This is a genomic window from Azonexus hydrophilus, from assembly GCF_038368255.1.
Lineage (GTDB): Bacteria > Pseudomonadota > Gammaproteobacteria > Burkholderiales > Rhodocyclaceae > Azonexus > Azonexus hydrophilus.
The window spans coordinates 264,536-280,085 of sequence record NZ_CP151407.1 but is presented as its reverse complement, the minus strand read 5'-3'; the positions used below and the strand labels follow the sequence as shown (position 1 = coordinate 280,085).

The following is a 15,550-nucleotide window of genomic DNA, read 5'->3' as shown; positions in this document are numbered from 1 at the left end:
CCATCTAGTTGTCTATCAATAGTAAGGGTGTCGCATGAAACAATCGGAAATTCAGGCGGGAGAATGCTACTTCGACGGGAAGGAAGGCATTCGTGAGGTGGTATCAATCGACCCCAAGATTCCGACCGTCAAATATCGGCTGCTGTCTGCAAAAATCACGCAGGAATACAGTTGGACTAAAGGGCAAATGGTTTCACTGATCGGCAGTGAGACAACCTGTAACCTTTCTTCCTTCGCCTCATGGGCCAAGCACCATGTTCCCCAAGCCGAGATAGGCAATATCATGCTTCGAATTGCAGCCAAAAAAATCAAATTGGCACCAGGCGAAAAGATGTTCATGAATTCTGCGCTGGATGAATCTGGCGGGGCGATTGTCGAGGGAACCAGTATCTCGTTCGACCATACCGAAGGCCGAGCGGTCAGCGGTCTGGAGAAAAAGGGGTTGCTGGTGCGCGACAACAGAGAGGTCACCGTGACAGCGCTTGGCGCCGCATGGTTTGCCAATGCTGCAGAAGCCAGAATTGCGGACATGAAGGGCTGAAACGAGATGCGCCATTATCTGTCGCCGGAAGTCATCAGCGCAGAGCGCCTATCCGCCTCGAAGGTGTCCGCCAAGGTCAGGGCAGGTTGGGTGTGGCATCGCCTTGTGCCAGGATTTGGCGCATGCGGCGGCACAGCTTCGTACAGTCGCGCCCTGGTCGCGCCGGATGGCACGTTGGCCTTCGTCAGCGATCGGGTGGAGGGAATCGAGCAGATCGATACGCTTCCCACGTTGGAAATCAGCTACCGACTGCTTGCGCTAACTGTCCCGTTCACGGAGAAAGATGCCGCGAAAGCAGCCGGGGCAGTTTGGGTTGGCCACCGCAAGACCTGGGCCTGTGCGCCGTCACGGCAGGCTGAATTCGCACAATGGATCATCGGGCAGCCCGTGGAGTTCGATCTTCTGGAAGCCGCGTAGCGCCAGGAAGCGCTGAACCTTAAACAAGCGCCGGTCATTCCGGTATGATCGGGCGCATGTCATCGCTGCCTAACCCCATCTATCTTGCTGGCTGTGCCCTGATTGCTGTAGGGATTGCGGGGTATTGGGTTATTGACGCACCAAAGCAGCCGACCGCGATGGCCTCTGTCTGCCATGCGCTGCCAGTCAGCAATAGCACGGCTGCGCTCGACGGGGGTATGTTGCAGCGAACTGGCAACCAAAAGGGCTTGATAAGCTTCAGCAATCGGACGCCAAAACCGATTGTTGCCACAATGGGCAACGCGCAATCGGGCAAGGATTATCAGGTGGTCGTGATCAACCCGAATACCGAGGGATCGATCAGCATGCCGGTCGGCTATTACGGGCTGACGGTCATGCGTGGCGAGGAGTGGTGCAACCTCGATATCGGGTTCAAAAATGGGATCAAGTACCAGATCAACGGAGGCATATCGGTCGCGCCGAATTCCGGTACGGAAATCCGCATCAATCACCGGGACGGGGTGCCGAACACCGCGATTGACTTTCATGCGTTCCCCTTGACCCTCGCTACAGCCGCCGGGGGGATCAGCATCCCTCGTAGCGAAGGTGGCTACTACATGACCCCTGGCCAAGTGAATGGCGTTGGGGTGAATTTCATGGTCGATACGGGTGCAACCCATGTCACTGTGCCGGCGGCCGTAGCAGAACGCGCCGGGATTGCCTGCCAAACGCCTGCAATGTTCCAGACCCCAGGCGGGGCCGTGAAGGGGTGTATGGGGATGGCCAAGGCAGTGACTTTCGGGCCGTTCATCGCGCACAACACAGAAGTCGCCATCATCGAGAACAACGAAACGACACTACTGGGGATGAACCTGCTGGCGAGCTATCGAATCAGCCAGTCGGGTAACACCATGCACATTCAAGGAGCCGGGGGCGCCGGGGCGGTCGATGCTTCGCGTCAGAAGGTGCCAGAAATTGCTTGGGATGAAACGCCGCACGCCCAGGCGGCCGGCACGCCAGTGCGAACGCGAGATCCGATCATCTGGGCACTGATTAGCGCCTTGGGGTTGGCGCTTTCGATCATTGGCGCGTTGCTCGACCGCTTCCGTAAGCAGCAAAAGCTGCTGAAGGTTACGCCGGCCGACTAGATTGAAGCGCGGGGCGCCTTAGTCCTTCGCAAAACCTCATCCCAACGCGCTTGGATTTCGTTCCGGAGCGCAAGGTCACCGTCGCGCATGACTTCGAGCAACGCCGCCTTGGCGAATTCCTGAAACAACCGCAAATGCATCGAAGAAACACGGATTTTTGTAGGGCGCATCGAAATGGCGGCGCGAGTATCGTCAAGTCTTCTTTGCACACAATGACTGAATCTAGGATGCCATCCGTTAAGCCATGCGCGTCTTTACCTGGGACCAATTACCGCAACAGCACTTCCTTTGCCGAAATTGCCTATATGGTGATGCTCGTATTTATCGCCACGGCAGGTTTAGCCGCAGGCGGGTACTGCACGATCGTCACGCTGACCGCAACATCCGTTATCAAGCCCTATTTCTATGCACCGCCTGAGTTTGCTATCCCGGCAATGCTCATGGGGATATTACTGATGGGTTGTAGCGCCTTCCTGGCAAGGCTAACGCTTTCCGAGGTGAGGTAAGCCGTGGCAAAACGCTACCAATTTCAGTTCACAGACAACCCGGATCGCCACAAGCCAACCGTGTTTAGGGTCTTGACCTTGTTGGTCGTGTCGGCGGGAATCGTCGTTTACCCGCCCGCTGAGTCGCCAGTGATGCACTACCTTTGCTGGGCAATTGTCGTGGCCGATGCCTCGCTTATGTTGAGCTACATCATCAGGAAACAACGGCGGCGCCAAGCCGATAGCGCCTGAACAAAATCGCCATCATGAACAGCCATTTTTCCGGAAAACCCACCCCTATTTTGCGGTTGTTTTAGCAGGGTAATTTGCGACCATATGCTTATCAAACAAATGAGGTTGCCATGATATTCACAAGCTCGATGGACGGTCGCAAATGCCTGCTGGTGTCGGAAAACGACGCCCCGGACGTTATTGTTGTTATCACTGATAGCAACGGTATGTTGCCTATCAATTTGGAAACGGAAACGCTTGTTCTGTCAGTGTTTCCGAGTGACGCGATGGATGCGCCATTCCTGAGCCGAACAACACTCGTCGGGCGAGAAGGAGCAAATGAATGGTATTGCGAGCATGTCGGCTATCGCCCTGACAGCGAGGAGCATACCGACATCGAAGACCTGATCGACCGCGTTGGGGCGCACATGCTGCTACGCGCCCAAGACGATATCGCCCTCAATGCCAGCGCATAGGGGAATGGCGCGTATTGGAAACGATGGCAGGCCGGCAGCGGGGCGCACGAAATGTTACCCGCAAGCCGATTGCGCCTGTCGCTGGGTAACCGCAACTTGAGATTAAGGGGGAAAGCATGATTCTCGTAACGGGAGGCACAGGCTATATTGGCTCGCATACGGTCGTAGAACTGCTGGCGCGGGGTGAAGAGGTATTGATCATCGACAACCTCTGCAACAGCCGCATCGAAGTATTGGACCGCATCGAGAAGATCGCCGGTAAGCGGCCCCGTTTTATCGAAGCGGATATCCGTGACCTGAAAGCGCTGCTGACGATATTCGAACGGAACAAGATCGATTCGGTAATCCACTTTGCTGGTCTGAAGGCGGTAGGGGAGTCTGTCGAGAAACCTTGGGCCTATTACGAGAACAACGTGACCGGATCGGTGAACTTGTTTCACGCCATGGGCGCCCACAGCGTCAAGAAACTGGTCTTCAGTTCGTCGGCAACGGTATATGGCGATCCGCATACTGTCCCGATCCAGGAATCCTTTCCGCTGCAGGTCACCAACCCCTACGGGCGAACGAAGTTGATGATCGAAGAAATCATTCGGGACATTGGCCGGGCAGACCCCGCGTGGCGCGTGGCTGTTTTGCGCTACTTCAATCCGGTGGGTGCCCACGAAAGCGGCCTGATTGGCGAAAGTCCGAATGGGATTCCGAACAACCTCATGCCTTATGTTTCGCAGGTCGCCGCGGGGCAGCGCGAAACCCTCTCCGTGTTCGGCAACGATTACCCAACGCCCGATGGGACCGGGGTTCGCGACTACATTCATGTGGTTGATCTGGCCAAGGGACACTTGGCTGCGCTCGATGCCATTTCGCGCACGGCGGGGGTGGCCGAAGTCAATCTCGGCACCGGCCAAGGCTACAGCGTGTTGGAGATGGTCCGGGCGTTTGAAAAGGCCAGTGGTCGTGCTGTGCCCTTCACGTTCGCGCCGAGGCGGGCCGGGGATATCGCAAGCTGCTACGCCGACCCGACAAAAGCCAAAGTATTTCTCGGCTGGAGTGCCGAAAAAGGGATCGATGCGATGTGCGCCGATGCGTGGCGATGGCAATCCAACTGTGCGGCCAACTGAGCGCCGAACGCACGGCGCGAATCCCGCTAAGACTTTCACAGAAAATAATCGATGCCTGAACGTTTACAGAAGCTGAAAAATGCCGCGCTCGCCTGGATCTCTCGTCCCAAAGCGAGGAAAGGGCCGGCATGCGTGGTCACCCAGGCTTATGAGGCCAAGCGCCTGTCTGGATGGATAGGGTGGGATGCTCAAGGCAATAGCGTCACGGCACTGATAGTCGGCAGTAGCGTCACGGCAAGGGAGATCGCCCGATCGACCGAGGCGGTTAAACTGGGCGAGACGCGCTATCTGATCGCTAAACCGGGAGCACTCACGTTCGATGCCCTGCCAAAAGGCTGGGGCTTGGTCGAGATTGCCGAGAATGGTACGGTGTCGGTCAAGGCTGGTCGTGTGGTATCGCCAGCGTTCGATTGGCTACACCCATGCGATCTTAAAATGGATATCGTTCGCCTCGTCGCGCAACTCGCCGAGCTTCAAAAAAGTGAGGGCACCACCTGGCTGCGCCAAAAGGCCAAGAGTCTGACGCTCATCTCGACCTCCACGGAAGATCGGATGGAGAAGCTATCTGCCTGCTACCCGCTCTCCCAGCGCATAGCCGAACGATTCCCGGAAGTTTTCACCGTCGTGGACCCACATAATGCTGTGGAGCAAGGCGATTTCCTCTGGGTGCGCAAGACAAACGGAACCATCCCGCAAGGTGAATTCTTGTCGATCACGCCGATTGAAGGGCGCGGATGGGAGGTCGTTCATGAATGTATCAACGCCGATTCTGGCTGGCCAACACTTTGGGAAACCCATAGCGCAGAAGAAGAGGCTTTCCTGAGCGCGGTCGCCCACCTTTCTAAGCTGACCCCCAAATAACCGCGAAAATATCGGGTTTTTGCAACTCGTCAACGAGTTTGGACTTCCCAATAATGGAGGCTCCTTCGTTAGGTTGTTTTCTCACTGTTACCGAGTTGCGAGCACGTCAGCGCTTGAGGTATTTGGTCTGGCAAGACCCTGTGATTTTCCCCGATGGGATCGGGAACGTGCAGAAATCCCCGCTGCAATGGGCAGCATGTCTCCTCCAGACATTCGTTGAGGGCGGTTGAAAAACCGCCCTTTTTTTTGCGCCGGGCGCCTTAGCTGCTACCGGGATGTTTGTTCTGCAACTGCGCCAGGTTCTGCGTGAGCAGTGCGACAAGCTGCTCCGCGTCATTGAGCGCATCGACAGGATCACGCGCTAGAGCGGAGGTCAGCGCTTGGCGAAGCCAGTAAGAGGTCGCTGGGTTTTCCAGTACAGAAGCCGAGACAGAAGATGCTTGCATGGTCTTAAAACGCGGTGGAAAAGCGCAGTCTGTCGTTTTATCCTGAAAACAACCAATGGCGAAAACCATTGTCCTAAGCACCTTTTCGGGTTTGTTCAATCGATTCCGTGGTTTCTGAAGGGCGCGTGTCGTGTTTCTTCTCCCTATGATGATTTGCATCCTAGAAGGGGAAGCGTCATGTCGCTACGAAACGTAAAGCATCATCGCCAGAACTTTGTGGTTTATACAAAAAAGCACGGGAAGACGAAGCCGGAACGGGTATTTATCGAAACACCGTCAGACTTTTACGCCAAGCGAATGTTCACGAACGTCATCAATTTCACGGAGTTGGCCGGAACGGCTTGCGCTGCCGTGCTCTCGATCAGTGGCGTTGAAGATCTGATTCACCATTTCGATGCACCTAACGGGTCGCCTCACAACCTCATTGGTAAGGAGCAGGAAATCCTGGGCATCGACGAATCGGAATGGAACACCTTGTACTCATAGAAAGGATGTCGAAGTGAGTCATTTGCCAATCGCTATCGCTGTTGCCGTCTTGGGCATCGCTGTTGGCTATTTTCTGTTGTCGCGCCTGGGGTTCCTTCGCCCAAGTCAGTTCAAGCGCAAGCGCCTGATGACAAGCAATGAATTGGAGTTTTTCCAGCGAATCCGCGCTGCCGTGCCGGAGTTCTATATTTTCCCGCAGGTCGCCCTGAGAGCATTTATCGAGCCGCCGGCCGCGAGAGGGTCGAGCGCCTTTATGCGCCAACTGAAATTCATCGGCTCGAAGCACTGCGACTACCTTATCTGTGACAGCAACCTGTCAATCGTCGGCATCATCGAGTTGGATGATCGGTCGCATAATGCATCACTCGACGCCATCCGCGACAAAATGACAAAGAGCGTGGGAGTTTCGACCTTGCGCTATGAGTCAGCGCGCAGGCCGAATCCTGCCAAGATACGCAGTGACCTTCTGGGGCTTCTGCAGGGAAGCGGCGTCTAATACCCTGGAATGGGCGATTTGCCAGTACAATCCAAAAACGGTAGCTGGTGTTACCGACGATGAAACCAGCCTGAGCAATAAAGCGGAATCCTGAACCGAGCGCATTGGCGCTCCATTGAGGATTTCATACGTCACTTGTGGCGTGAAACGGTAGCTGACATCACCGGGCTTTTGCCAAAGTCAGTCTCTCAACCCACGCGGGGCATACCCGCTGGGGTACTGCTCCGCAATAACCGGAGTAGTTACCATGCAAGAAAACAAGATCGGGCCGTACTCCCTTGGTGGCATCAAATCCTTCAAGGGGCATGAGGGCGAGGGTTGCCTGCAAGGCACTTTGCTTCTGAACGGCAAGAAGATTGCCGAATGGAGTGAAGATTCCTGGGGTGGTCCCATGCACTTCCATTTCAAAACGCTTGAAGCCGAGAAGGCTTTCTTCGAGGAAGCCAACCGGCACAAAATCGCCGTCGAGTTCGCGCAGGAAATGCTAAAAGAATATGGCGTTGCCTGTGCCGACAACAATCACGCTGATTTGGTGGTTAGCACGATCGCCATGGATCTGGATCTCCTGAAGCGTCAGGAGGCCCAGTTGAAACGCTGGTGCAAGACCAAGATCGTGTTCCGCCTGCCGGGCGACACCGAGGGGGAATACCGTACCCTCAATGTCGCGTATTCCGCGACGCAGCACGACAAGGAAATGGAGCGGCGCTTTCCTGGCTGCGAAATCATCAATAAGCGGTTCTTGTAGCCGTATTTCATCAACCCAGAGGGGCATCCCTCTGGGGGTGCTCCTTGTCATACCAAGGAGTTTTCCATGCACCATATTATCGAACCGAACGGCAACCTGACCCTCGTCGTAGACGATGATGATTGCTGTGAATTTCTCGATATTCGCGACAACACCAGAGGGTCCGATCACGGCTTTCTGGCCGACCTGCTCGAAGCCTTCGGTTTCAGCACCAACGCTCGACTGTTCCCGGTTATGCCTCAACAAGTCGGCGCCCTGACGGACGCCCCGATGTTGACGGACGATCTGGAGTATGAGGAGGGCGGTGAGGTCACTGTGCGCGGCCGACTGTGGTGGTTCCCTGCCTACGAACTGAAGTCGATCAGCGACATCATGAGCCGTAGTGGCCGGGTCACTTTCACGCTTGCTTAACGCAAGCATTCAATCTCAAAACCAAGCTCAAAGCGCACCCCTTGCGCGGAGAGCAATTCATTCGGAGAAATACCATGAATCAACACCGTGTCATGCTCGATAACGTTGAACTGGCGGCAGGGGATCAGAAGAGCATTGCTGTACTGTTCTTCAACCTGACCGGGCAAAACTTTGCGAAAGCAGAAGATGCCCGCCAGGCCCATGCGCTGTGGCTCAACGAGATGTCCGAGTTCTTCGGCACCAAGTTGCCGTTGCTGGCCAACCTGAAGACCTGCACCCCGGAGGGGGTAACGGATCGGGTCTCCTTCATCGGGAGCGGCCTGCCGCAACCCGCCCCGGAAATCGGCGCGGAATACCTGATCAAGACCTGGCCGATCGGAGGCAATCCGATCTGGCATCCGGGGAAGCTGAGTGAGATCCAAGCGGAAACCGCGACGACTCGCGAACTTCTGTTGTTCTCGGCGAATGGGGCAACCCTTCCTGTGCTTCGCTACGAATTGCCGGATCGCGTATTCCCTGCGCAATGGCTTGCTGAGTAAGTCGCCGAACTCTGAAAGGAGCTAGTGATGAACATCAGCAGAGCGTTGGATGCGGTTGCGGCCCAATATGACCCGAATATGTTTCTGGAAGGGGATTGCCACACGTTGGCGGTTGCCTTGTTTGAAACAGGAGGGCATAAGGGCAAGTTGGTTGCCTGTTTGCGAAAAACCATCGATGAACGCGGTTCGGTTTATTCGACGGGTTACTCGCATATGGTCTATGAGTGCCCGGAAGGCATGTGCTGGGATATCGGCGGACAAGAAGCAGATGTTCGTTGGGAGGACCAGTTTCCAGACCTTGACTCGCCTGATAAGTGGGGAATGACCACTTCGTTGGAGTGGGTCGAGGTTCCTTATGAAGGGCATCAGATGTGGCTCATGGAGCACTATGGCTGCATCGACAACATGCTTGGCAATTACGTCAAACAAATCATCCGTGAGTCATCGATGACCCACGGATGTCATTGAAAATGACCCCCCGCGCAGCCAGTTTCATACTGCCGGGGGTTTATTTTTACCCAGTTGCACTCGAACTGATAGAATAAATGCTCTTTTGGCATCGCCAAAACAGGTAGCTGGTATCACCTGGGTCAATCTGACCAAAGCCAGTCATTCATCTCAACCCTTGGGGGCATCATCCCCATAGGGGCATGGTGTCTCCGTTATATCGAAGGAGAAATACCATGCACGAAACCACCGTTGAACTCATCAAGGCCCATGCGGCAACCCGTCCGGGGCAAGCAATACGCGTCGGCTTCGAGGTGAAGTGGACGTTTGTCTCGCATCTCACCTTGACCCGCGAAGACCTGCTGTCGCTCACGCCAGAACGCTTCACTGAACTGTTCCAGGAAGAGGTCGCTACGACCATCCAGGATATGCGCGGTTGGAGTGAATCGGCGGAGCTTTCCAAGATCATCGAGTTTTCCGATGAATGCGGAAACCCGATCGAATCGGCGCCGTTCGTCATGCATCAATGCGACAACTGCTCGTCTTCCTACACGGAAGATGAACTGAACGAAGCCAAGGATCTGGAGATGCGCGTCGACGCGGGCGGCGAAATGCCGTCTGGCGAGTGTCCGCAGTGCGGGGCGCTTTGCTATCCGACTGAAGTCAGTAATGCCATGATCTCGGCGACGGCCCATGACGACGACTATTGCTATGAGGTCGAATTCAATGCGGCGCCGTGGTTCGCTCAAGCCAGCGAAGCGGAAATCATCGAGTTGCACGAAACGGGCTGGATGAATGACCAACCCGCTGACGAAGTGGCTCGTTTCTGCTCATCGACCCATGATGGGCTGAAACAGATGTTTGCCTACGCAGAACTGGCTCATACCGGGGATCATCCCTGTGGCTTTGAGTGCTCCGTCGACAAGGACGAAGCGCTGGCATGGCTCAAGGCCTGCCGCACGGTCATTTGGGCAAAGATCCTGTGCGCCGATGAAGGCATCGTTGTGGATAGCAACGAAGCTGCATTGGCGGCTGCACGCAAGATCGATCAACAGTAAGTCAACCAAGGCCCAAGGGGGAGTTCAATCGCCCTTCGGGCGACCTCTTTCTCCGGGCTACCTTTCAGGAGAAAACAATGAGTAAGTATGAAATGGTCGTCACGGGATTCAACGGTGGCAGCGACAGCACGGATGATCTGATCATCTGGGTCGCCGCTGAATCGCTGGATATCATCGAAAGCATGGTTGCCGAAAAGCAACTGGCCGGGATGGTCCGCACCGTGGGCGAAGTGCCAGAAAATTTCGGTGAAGACTACACGCTGCCTGCGGAAGCGGAAGCGCTGGAAGCTCGTATTCGGACGCTGGCAAGCCGCCAGACGACCAGAGTTCGCCTGACACTCGAAGTCGAGTACGCCTTGAATGGCGAGATGGCGGAAGACATGGTGTCGCGCCTGCAGCGGATGTGCGAGCACGCCATCGGCAACGGCATGCTCACCGGCGAATCGGCGGCGGAAGTCGAGGAATACTCGATGGAAGTCGTTGTTCAGGAAGAACCTCCGTCGGAAGACGAAGTGGCTGACCTGATGCTTCGCCGGATTGAAGACGGCAGTATCGGGGTGGAAGATATCCCGATGCGACTGGCTCGTTACGGCCTGATGTCGCCGAAAGCCTTTGTGGAGGAAGTGCAAGAGCGCATGGAGTCCTACCAGGCGGCCGATGCCGATAAGGAACTGAAGAACTACCGCGTCAGCCTCCACGAAGAGGCCGGCGACAAGTTCATCATCCACTTCGAATGCCAGGCAGCAGATGCCGAGCATGCATGTGAGCAAGCCAAAGATGCCTATCCGAATGGAGAGGTGTTGCTGGCGGTACTGTTTTAGACACAACCCCAAGCGGGGCATCCCCGCAATAGGGATGCTCCGTGTCAATCAAGGAGTAGATGATGTCGAAAATCGACAACGATGACGTTCCGGTTACCGGCCCGTTTTTGTCTCTGGTAAAAGCCCTTCATTCGGCGCGCACCCTGTTCATCTGTGAATCGGCCATGGCCGAGGAATTGGTGCTACCGCGCCCGGCTGACTGGCTGGCGCGCTGCAAAGACCTCTTTCATACGCACTACGAGAAGCAGGTTGCTGCTATCGGTCTGGCGTCGAATCAGGCAACCTTTGAGGCGCTCATGAGCCTCAAGGTGCCTGATAAAGCGTGGCGAACCGATTTCGCCGAACTGCCGAAGAAGTTTGTCTTCAACCCCTATCTGGGGCAAGGCTACGGCGGGATCAAGATCGTCGAGTAGGCGACCGCGACTGCGGCGTAAGCCATCAAGAAAAAGCCCGGTTCATCCTTCTGGATGGCCGGGTTTTTCATTGGGGGCGGCTTTCTTCCTTGACGAACCGCTCAGAGTCGAACGTAGGCGGTAACAAGCGTAGGGCGCGGGCCACTTTGGGCGATCACAAAATGCCAGTGATCGCGCAGGGCCTTCAGGTGAATCCCGGTCGATCCGTGCTTGTCCGCCTTGTGCTTTGCCACCGAAGGGGGGAGGGCGACACGGGCGAGTTGCCCGCCACACAGCATCTTGCATAGGTGCTGCCACGCGGCAGTGATCGAGGCGTAGTTGGCCCGTTGCATCATGCGATCCAGCAGATGGTAGGAGACGCTGACCGATCCGACGCCGGCAACATCTACGATTTCCGCCAAGGGTTCGTTGATGTCCAATGCCTCGACCCGGTTGATTGCGCGCTCCGGGACGATCCAGGTAGTGTCCTTCGAGACGGTCACCTTGGCGTCTGCGTAACGGGTCAGAAGGAACTTCCCGTGATTCATCAGATGGCCTTTGGTTGAGCTACCCATGGAAAGCTTGCGGATGGCCCCGAAGGTCACCTCGATTTCCATCTGGTTGCCGGCACGGCCTTCGCCAAGAAGGTGCTGGTGGCTCAACAGGAAGTGAATGGCAGAGAGTTCGGCGATGATCGGACGGTCCTGGTCAATGGAATCGGCCAACGAGGTCTTCACGATGCCCTGCTTGCGGCCTGTCGTCCAATAGGTTTCGAAACAGGTTGCGTCCTGGGAGGGGGTGGTATGTACGGTAAGTTTTGCGCTCATGTAGTCATGATGCCGGATTAGGTTCTGACTTCAACCCCTTTTTGGCACCAAAGATAACCGGATATTCCGTCGCGCAAAACATGGTTTTGGGCAGGCGATCTGCGGGCCGGCGTTACGGATAATCAGCGTACCGAATATCCATTTGAGGAATGCTTAATGTGCGGCATCGTCGCGGCTGTAGCTGGTAGCAATATTGTCCCGATCCTTGTTGAAGGGCTGAAGAAGCTCGAATACCGAGGGTACGACTCGGCAGGTTTGGCGGTTTGTGGGCGGGAGGCTATTGAGCGGGTACGCTCCGTGGGCCGTGTCGCCGAGTTGGAATCTGCGGCGTCCGGTACGGCAGCGACTTCCGGGGTGGCGCATACCCGCTGGGCGACCCATGGCGTGCCGTCTGAGCGCAATGCCCATCCGCATATTTCCGGCAGCATTGCCGTCGTCCACAACGGCATTATCGAGAACTACGAGAGTCTGCGCACCGAACTCACTGCGCAAGGCTACATCTTTACCTCTGAGACAGACACAGAAAGCATCGCGCACCTGATCGAGGCCACGCTCAAAGACGAACCGGATCTCTTTCTGGCGGTCCAGCAGGCCTGCCGACGATTGCAGGGCGCTTATGCGATTGCGGTCATTGATCACCGTCACCCTGAGACCGTGGTTGTGGCACGTAACGGGTCGCCGCTGCTGCTTGGCGTAACGGAATCTGGCAATTATGCCGCCTCGGATGCTTCCGCCTTGCTGCAAGTGACGCGCAACATGGTGTATCTGGAAAATGGGGATGTCGCGGAACTGACATCGCAGGCGGTTCGGATTGCTCAACTCGATGGGACGCAGGTTGAGCGCCCGGTTCATGTTTCCGAATTGTCCGCCGCCGCCGTCGAGCTGGGCAATTATCGGCACTACATGCAAAAGGAAATCTTCGAGCAACCGGAAGCCCTGGCAAACACGCTGGAAGCAATTGGAGGAAGCAAGACCGTCCAGCCGGGGCTGTTTGGTGCACAAGCCGAAGACCTTCTTGCAGGCACCGATAGCATTCTGATCCTCGCTTGTGGCACCAGCAGTCATTCTGGGTACACGGCGCGGTACTGGATTGAAAGCATCGCCGGCATTCCTTGCACCGTGGAGATTGCCAGCGAATACCGTTACCGGAGTTCTGTGACGAATCCGCGTCAATTGGTGGTTGCCATCTCCCAGTCAGGCGAAACGGCTGACACTTTGGCGGCGCTGCGCCATGCGAAGGCCTTGGGGCAATTGAATACCCTCGCCATTTGCAATGTGCCGGAATCAGCCATTGTTCGGGGATGTGCGCTTCGTTTCATTACACGCGCCGGCCCGGAAATTGGCGTGGCATCGACAAAGGCATTCACCACTCAGCTTGCTGCGTTGTTTTTGCTGGCACTGGCAACAGCTAAGGTGAAGGGCCGATTAGGCGAGGATCGGGAGCAGTCGTTTATTGAACAAATGCGACATTTGCCGGTGGCGGTGTCCAAGGTATTGGACCTTGAGCCGAAGATAGAAGCCTGGGCCAAGCGGTTTGCCGATAAGCAGCATGCGCTGTTTTTGGGGCGAGGGCGGCACTATCCAATTGCGCTGGAAGGGGCGCTAAAGCTCAAGGAAATCTCGTATATCCACGCGGAAGCCTACCCGGCAGGCGAACTCAAGCACGGACCACTCGCACTGGTGGACGCGAACATGCCCGTCATCTCTGTTGCCCCCAATGACGACCTCCTGGAAAAGCTCAAGTCCAACTTGCAAGAGGTCAGGGCGCGAGGCGGGGAGTTGTACGTTTTCGCGGATGCCGATGCGGAAATCCCGGAAGAGGAGGGAGTGCATATGCTGCGCTTACCGGAACACTACGGCCTTATGTCGCCGATTCTCCATGTCATTCCGCTGCAGTTGCTGGCGTACCATGCTGCCTTGGTGAAAGGTACGGATGTGGACAAGCCGCGCAACCTGGCGAAGTCAGTCACTGTTGAGTAAAGTCACAGGGAGCGACTATGTTTAGACCCGCGAGAGTCAAGCAATCCCGGTTTGTTTGGCGGCTTTTCCGACACGAAGAATCCTTTGACGAAGGAGTGCAACTTGATCAGTTGCTTGCCCCGATCAAAAGGGCTTCGCCCATGACCTTCGTCATCATCGAAGATCCTTTCCGACCGGATGTGTCGGATGCGGCCATCGACAACATGTTTGCCGTCGTCTCAGCGACGCCGCACCACGCTTACCTGATCACAACGACCAATACAAAGCGATTGTTGATGGTCATGCAGCGATACCAGCGGCAGCCGAGCATCCTTGAGCAACGCTGCAGTGATCTGCTGGGTACTCGGCAAAACAATCCCGTGGTGGGGTTCGCGAACGTCGCATTCACGTACAGAATCCACCGCCAAAACGCTGCGGCGGCGGGAATGCCTGCCTTCTTGAGCGCGCCGGTAAGCCACCGCATTTTGTCGGTTTGCCCGAGCGAACCAGTCCACTTGGAGGGGTTTGCCAGCGAGGACGGCCGCCCGTGGGGGGCGTTAATTCGCGAGGTATTTGTCGAAGGGACTACGGGACCAAGGGCGAAGCCCATTCATCCGCAATGGATCAGAAATATTCGCGCCCAATGTCGGACGGCACAAGTGCCATTCAGCGTGATTGGCCTTGGTGACTGGATAGCGGAAGACCAGTGCACGGCCATCCAGGCAGAGTTGGCTATTGAGACGGCACTGGTGCATGTGGGCGGGGGATTTACCGTTGTAGGGGATTCGCAGCGAGAAGCCGCAAACGGAGACATCAAGATGTTGAAAATGCCCGCCTCAATGAGTAAATCCGTTGGCGCCGCAAAAAAAACGCAACGCTACGACGATCTGCTGCGCCAAGTCGCCTAAAACAACCCCCGCAGGAATAACACGGCGCCTGGGTAGAATCAGCCGCTGATAGCCTATGGCAAACAGAAAATATTAAGGTAGTCTCAAATTTTTAGATGGGGAGTAGCCATGACATCGAGACTTGACCAGATTGAAACCAAGAAAAATATTGCGGGACCGCAGTATGTCTACCAACGGAAAAAGGGGTTGTTCTGGATTCTGCATTCAATTGTCTGGCCGGGCGGTGGAATTAAGAACTGGCAATCGCTTTTGGTGTTGATGGTGCTTTGGGTGATGTTGCTGATTTGCGTTGTCACATTTCCTTTAGGGACGATTGGTCTTTATCTCTTCTGGGTGCAAGGGGAGGCCTGCAAGATGCGGGCTCATCTGGAAAAACAAGCCCGGCAATTTTTGGATAAGATGGGGTTGAAACACAGCGGCTTAGTTGGTGACAACGGTACATCTTGTTACATGGATCTGGAAAGCCGAAAGGGAATTTTGTTCACGCCAGATGCTATCCGCGTGTACGACTTCAAAGACATTTACGGTTGTTCGTTTGAAGGAAATGAAGTTGTGTTCAGTATGAATGATCTGGAAAATCCTGTTTTCAGAATGCAGATGAACAGCCAGAACGAGGCAAAAGAGTTCTTCACGCGCTGCGAAATTATGTTTAGACAAACAGACTGGGGCACATCAACATCTGATGGGGCCAGAAACGTGCAAAAGCCTCAGACAGCCGGATAGACGGTGTACGATTGG

The 15,550-nt window shown here is 55.6% G+C and carries 21 protein-coding genes; 19 read left to right on the top strand and 2 right to left on the bottom strand.

The features are described from left to right. Positions 1-34: 34 nt before the first annotated feature. From AADV58_RS18140 to AADV58_RS18110, 7 genes are all read left to right on the top strand, one after another. The gene (locus AADV58_RS18140) at positions 35-541 is read left to right on the top strand and encodes a hypothetical protein (RefSeq protein ID WP_341744670.1); all 507 of its coding nucleotides are present in this window, start codon (positions 35-37) and stop codon (positions 539-541) included. A gap of 6 nt (positions 542-547) precedes the next feature. Continuing rightward, positions 548-958, top strand: coding sequence for a DUF5710 domain-containing protein (locus AADV58_RS18135; protein WP_341744669.1), 411 nt, complete (start codon positions 548-550; stop codon positions 956-958). Between the two features lie 56 nt (positions 959-1,014). Continuing rightward, the gene (locus AADV58_RS18130; protein ID WP_341744668.1) at positions 1,015-2,106 is read left to right on the top strand and encodes a retropepsin-like aspartic protease; all 1,092 of its coding nucleotides are present in this window, start codon (positions 1,015-1,017) and stop codon (positions 2,104-2,106) included. Positions 2,107-2,156: 50 nt separating this feature from the next. Further along, positions 2,157-2,612 (top strand): hypothetical protein, encoded by a 456-nt coding sequence (locus AADV58_RS18125; protein ID WP_341744667.1) that lies wholly within the window; start codon positions 2,157-2,159, stop codon positions 2,610-2,612. Positions 2,613-2,953: 341 nt separating this feature from the next. After that, positions 2,954-3,298 (top strand): hypothetical protein, encoded by a 345-nt coding sequence (locus AADV58_RS18120; protein WP_341744666.1) that lies wholly within the window; start codon positions 2,954-2,956, stop codon positions 3,296-3,298. Between the two features lie 116 nt (positions 3,299-3,414). Then, on the top strand, positions 3,415-4,416 hold the full coding sequence (gene galE, locus AADV58_RS18115; protein WP_341744665.1) for a UDP-glucose 4-epimerase GalE: 1,002 nt from the start codon (positions 3,415-3,417) through the stop codon (positions 4,414-4,416). A gap of 51 nt (positions 4,417-4,467) precedes the next feature. Further along, a complete protein-coding gene (locus AADV58_RS18110; RefSeq protein WP_341744664.1) occupies positions 4,468-5,277 on the top strand; it encodes a hypothetical protein in 810 nt (269 codons plus the stop codon). Positions 5,278-5,537: 260 nt separating this feature from the next. On the opposite strand, the gene AADV58_RS18105 is transcribed toward AADV58_RS18110, so the two are convergent. Continuing rightward, positions 5,538-5,822: a hypothetical protein gene (locus AADV58_RS18105; RefSeq protein WP_341744663.1), complete on the bottom strand. Its 285-nt coding sequence runs from the start codon at positions 5,820-5,822 to the stop codon at positions 5,538-5,540. A gap of 78 nt (positions 5,823-5,900) precedes the next feature. Between AADV58_RS18105 and AADV58_RS18100 the strand changes: the two genes are divergently transcribed. The 9 genes from AADV58_RS18100 (at position 5,901) to AADV58_RS18060 (ending at position 11,139) form a co-directional block, all read left to right on the top strand. Next, on the top strand, positions 5,901-6,209 hold the full coding sequence (locus tag AADV58_RS18100) for a hypothetical protein (protein WP_341744662.1): 309 nt from the start codon (positions 5,901-5,903) through the stop codon (positions 6,207-6,209). Positions 6,210-6,222: 13 nt separating this feature from the next. Then, positions 6,223-6,705 carry a DUF2726 domain-containing protein gene (locus AADV58_RS18095; protein WP_341744661.1) on the top strand — a complete coding sequence of 161 codons (483 nt, stop codon included), beginning with the start codon at positions 6,223-6,225 and terminating at the stop codon, positions 6,703-6,705. 247 nt (positions 6,706-6,952) lie between these two features. After that, entirely contained in the window at positions 6,953-7,450 is a 498-nt protein-coding gene (locus AADV58_RS18090; RefSeq protein WP_341744660.1) for a hypothetical protein, read from the top strand. 66 nt (positions 7,451-7,516) lie between these two features. Beyond that, complete coding sequence (locus tag AADV58_RS18085; protein ID WP_341744659.1) at positions 7,517-7,861, top strand: hypothetical protein; 345 nt, start codon at positions 7,517-7,519, stop codon at positions 7,859-7,861. A 74-nt stretch (positions 7,862-7,935) separates the two neighbouring features. Then, the gene (locus tag AADV58_RS18080; protein WP_341744658.1) at positions 7,936-8,400 is read left to right on the top strand and encodes a hypothetical protein; all 465 of its coding nucleotides are present in this window, start codon (positions 7,936-7,938) and stop codon (positions 8,398-8,400) included. Positions 8,401-8,427: 27 nt separating this feature from the next. Beyond that, a complete protein-coding gene (locus AADV58_RS18075) occupies positions 8,428-8,868 on the top strand; it encodes a hypothetical protein (protein ID WP_341744657.1) in 441 nt (146 codons plus the stop codon). Between the two features lie 215 nt (positions 8,869-9,083). Further along, complete coding sequence (locus AADV58_RS18070; RefSeq protein WP_341744656.1) at positions 9,084-9,905, top strand: hypothetical protein; 822 nt, start codon at positions 9,084-9,086, stop codon at positions 9,903-9,905. A 77-nt stretch (positions 9,906-9,982) separates the two neighbouring features. Next, entirely contained in the window at positions 9,983-10,726 is a 744-nt protein-coding gene (locus tag AADV58_RS18065; RefSeq protein ID WP_341744655.1) for a hypothetical protein, read from the top strand. A gap of 62 nt (positions 10,727-10,788) precedes the next feature. Beyond that, complete coding sequence (locus AADV58_RS18060) at positions 10,789-11,139, top strand: hypothetical protein (protein ID WP_341744654.1); 351 nt, start codon at positions 10,789-10,791, stop codon at positions 11,137-11,139. Positions 11,140-11,240: 101 nt separating this feature from the next. On the opposite strand, the gene AADV58_RS18055 is transcribed toward AADV58_RS18060, so the two are convergent. After that, positions 11,241-11,945: a hypothetical protein gene (locus tag AADV58_RS18055; protein ID WP_341744653.1), complete on the bottom strand. Its 705-nt coding sequence runs from the start codon at positions 11,943-11,945 to the stop codon at positions 11,241-11,243. 156 nt (positions 11,946-12,101) lie between these two features. On the opposite strand from AADV58_RS18055, the gene glmS reads away from it, so the two are divergent. The 3 genes from glmS to AADV58_RS18040 all read left to right on the top strand — a co-directional run bounded on the left by glmS (position 12,102) and on the right by AADV58_RS18040 (position 15,535). Then, entirely contained in the window at positions 12,102-13,925 is a 1,824-nt protein-coding gene (gene glmS / locus AADV58_RS18050) for a glutamine--fructose-6-phosphate transaminase (isomerizing) (protein ID WP_341744652.1), read from the top strand. A 140-nt stretch (positions 13,926-14,065) separates the two neighbouring features. After that, positions 14,066-14,812 (top strand): DUF5131 family protein, encoded by a 747-nt coding sequence (locus AADV58_RS18045; protein ID WP_341744651.1) that lies wholly within the window; start codon positions 14,066-14,068, stop codon positions 14,810-14,812. A gap of 108 nt (positions 14,813-14,920) precedes the next feature. Beyond that, positions 14,921-15,535 carry a hypothetical protein gene (locus tag AADV58_RS18040; RefSeq protein ID WP_341744650.1) on the top strand — a complete coding sequence of 205 codons (615 nt, stop codon included), beginning with the start codon at positions 14,921-14,923 and terminating at the stop codon, positions 15,533-15,535. Positions 15,536-15,550 lie beyond the last annotated feature (15 nt).

What these genes read in the sequence shown, in the direction of transcription:
- AADV58_RS18140 (WP_341744670.1), top strand. Translation starts at nt 35, where the DNA reads ATGAAACAATCGGAAATTCAGGCGGGAGAATGCTACTTCGACGGGAAG.
- AADV58_RS18135 (WP_341744669.1), top strand. Translation starts at nt 548, where the DNA reads ATGCGCCATTATCTGTCGCCGGAAGTCATCAGCGCAGAGCGCCTATCC.
- AADV58_RS18130 (WP_341744668.1), top strand. Translation starts at nt 1,015, where the DNA reads ATGTCATCGCTGCCTAACCCCATCTATCTTGCTGGCTGTGCCCTGATT.
- AADV58_RS18120 (WP_341744666.1), top strand. Translation starts at nt 2,954, where the DNA reads ATGATATTCACAAGCTCGATGGACGGTCGCAAATGCCTGCTGGTGTCG.
- galE (WP_341744665.1), top strand. Translation starts at nt 3,415, where the DNA reads ATGATTCTCGTAACGGGAGGCACAGGCTATATTGGCTCGCATACGGTC.
- AADV58_RS18110 (WP_341744664.1), top strand. Translation starts at nt 4,468, where the DNA reads ATGCCTGAACGTTTACAGAAGCTGAAAAATGCCGCGCTCGCCTGGATC.
- AADV58_RS18100 (WP_341744662.1), top strand. Translation starts at nt 5,901, where the DNA reads ATGTCGCTACGAAACGTAAAGCATCATCGCCAGAACTTTGTGGTTTAT.
- AADV58_RS18090 (WP_341744660.1), top strand. Translation starts at nt 6,953, where the DNA reads ATGCAAGAAAACAAGATCGGGCCGTACTCCCTTGGTGGCATCAAATCC.
- AADV58_RS18085 (WP_341744659.1), top strand. Translation starts at nt 7,517, where the DNA reads ATGCACCATATTATCGAACCGAACGGCAACCTGACCCTCGTCGTAGAC.
- AADV58_RS18080 (WP_341744658.1), top strand. Translation starts at nt 7,936, where the DNA reads ATGAATCAACACCGTGTCATGCTCGATAACGTTGAACTGGCGGCAGGG.
- AADV58_RS18075 (WP_341744657.1), top strand. Translation starts at nt 8,428, where the DNA reads ATGAACATCAGCAGAGCGTTGGATGCGGTTGCGGCCCAATATGACCCG.
- AADV58_RS18070 (WP_341744656.1), top strand. Translation starts at nt 9,084, where the DNA reads ATGCACGAAACCACCGTTGAACTCATCAAGGCCCATGCGGCAACCCGT.
- AADV58_RS18065 (WP_341744655.1), top strand. Translation starts at nt 9,983, where the DNA reads ATGAGTAAGTATGAAATGGTCGTCACGGGATTCAACGGTGGCAGCGAC.
- AADV58_RS18060 (WP_341744654.1), top strand. Translation starts at nt 10,789, where the DNA reads ATGTCGAAAATCGACAACGATGACGTTCCGGTTACCGGCCCGTTTTTG.
- AADV58_RS18055 (WP_341744653.1), bottom strand. Translation starts at nt 11,945, where the DNA reads ATGAGCGCAAAACTTACCGTACATACCACCCCCTCCCAGGACGCAACC.
- glmS (WP_341744652.1), top strand. Translation starts at nt 12,102, where the DNA reads ATGTGCGGCATCGTCGCGGCTGTAGCTGGTAGCAATATTGTCCCGATC.
- AADV58_RS18045 (WP_341744651.1), top strand. Translation starts at nt 14,066, where the DNA reads ATGACCTTCGTCATCATCGAAGATCCTTTCCGACCGGATGTGTCGGAT.
- AADV58_RS18040 (WP_341744650.1), top strand. Translation starts at nt 14,921, where the DNA reads ATGACATCGAGACTTGACCAGATTGAAACCAAGAAAAATATTGCGGGA.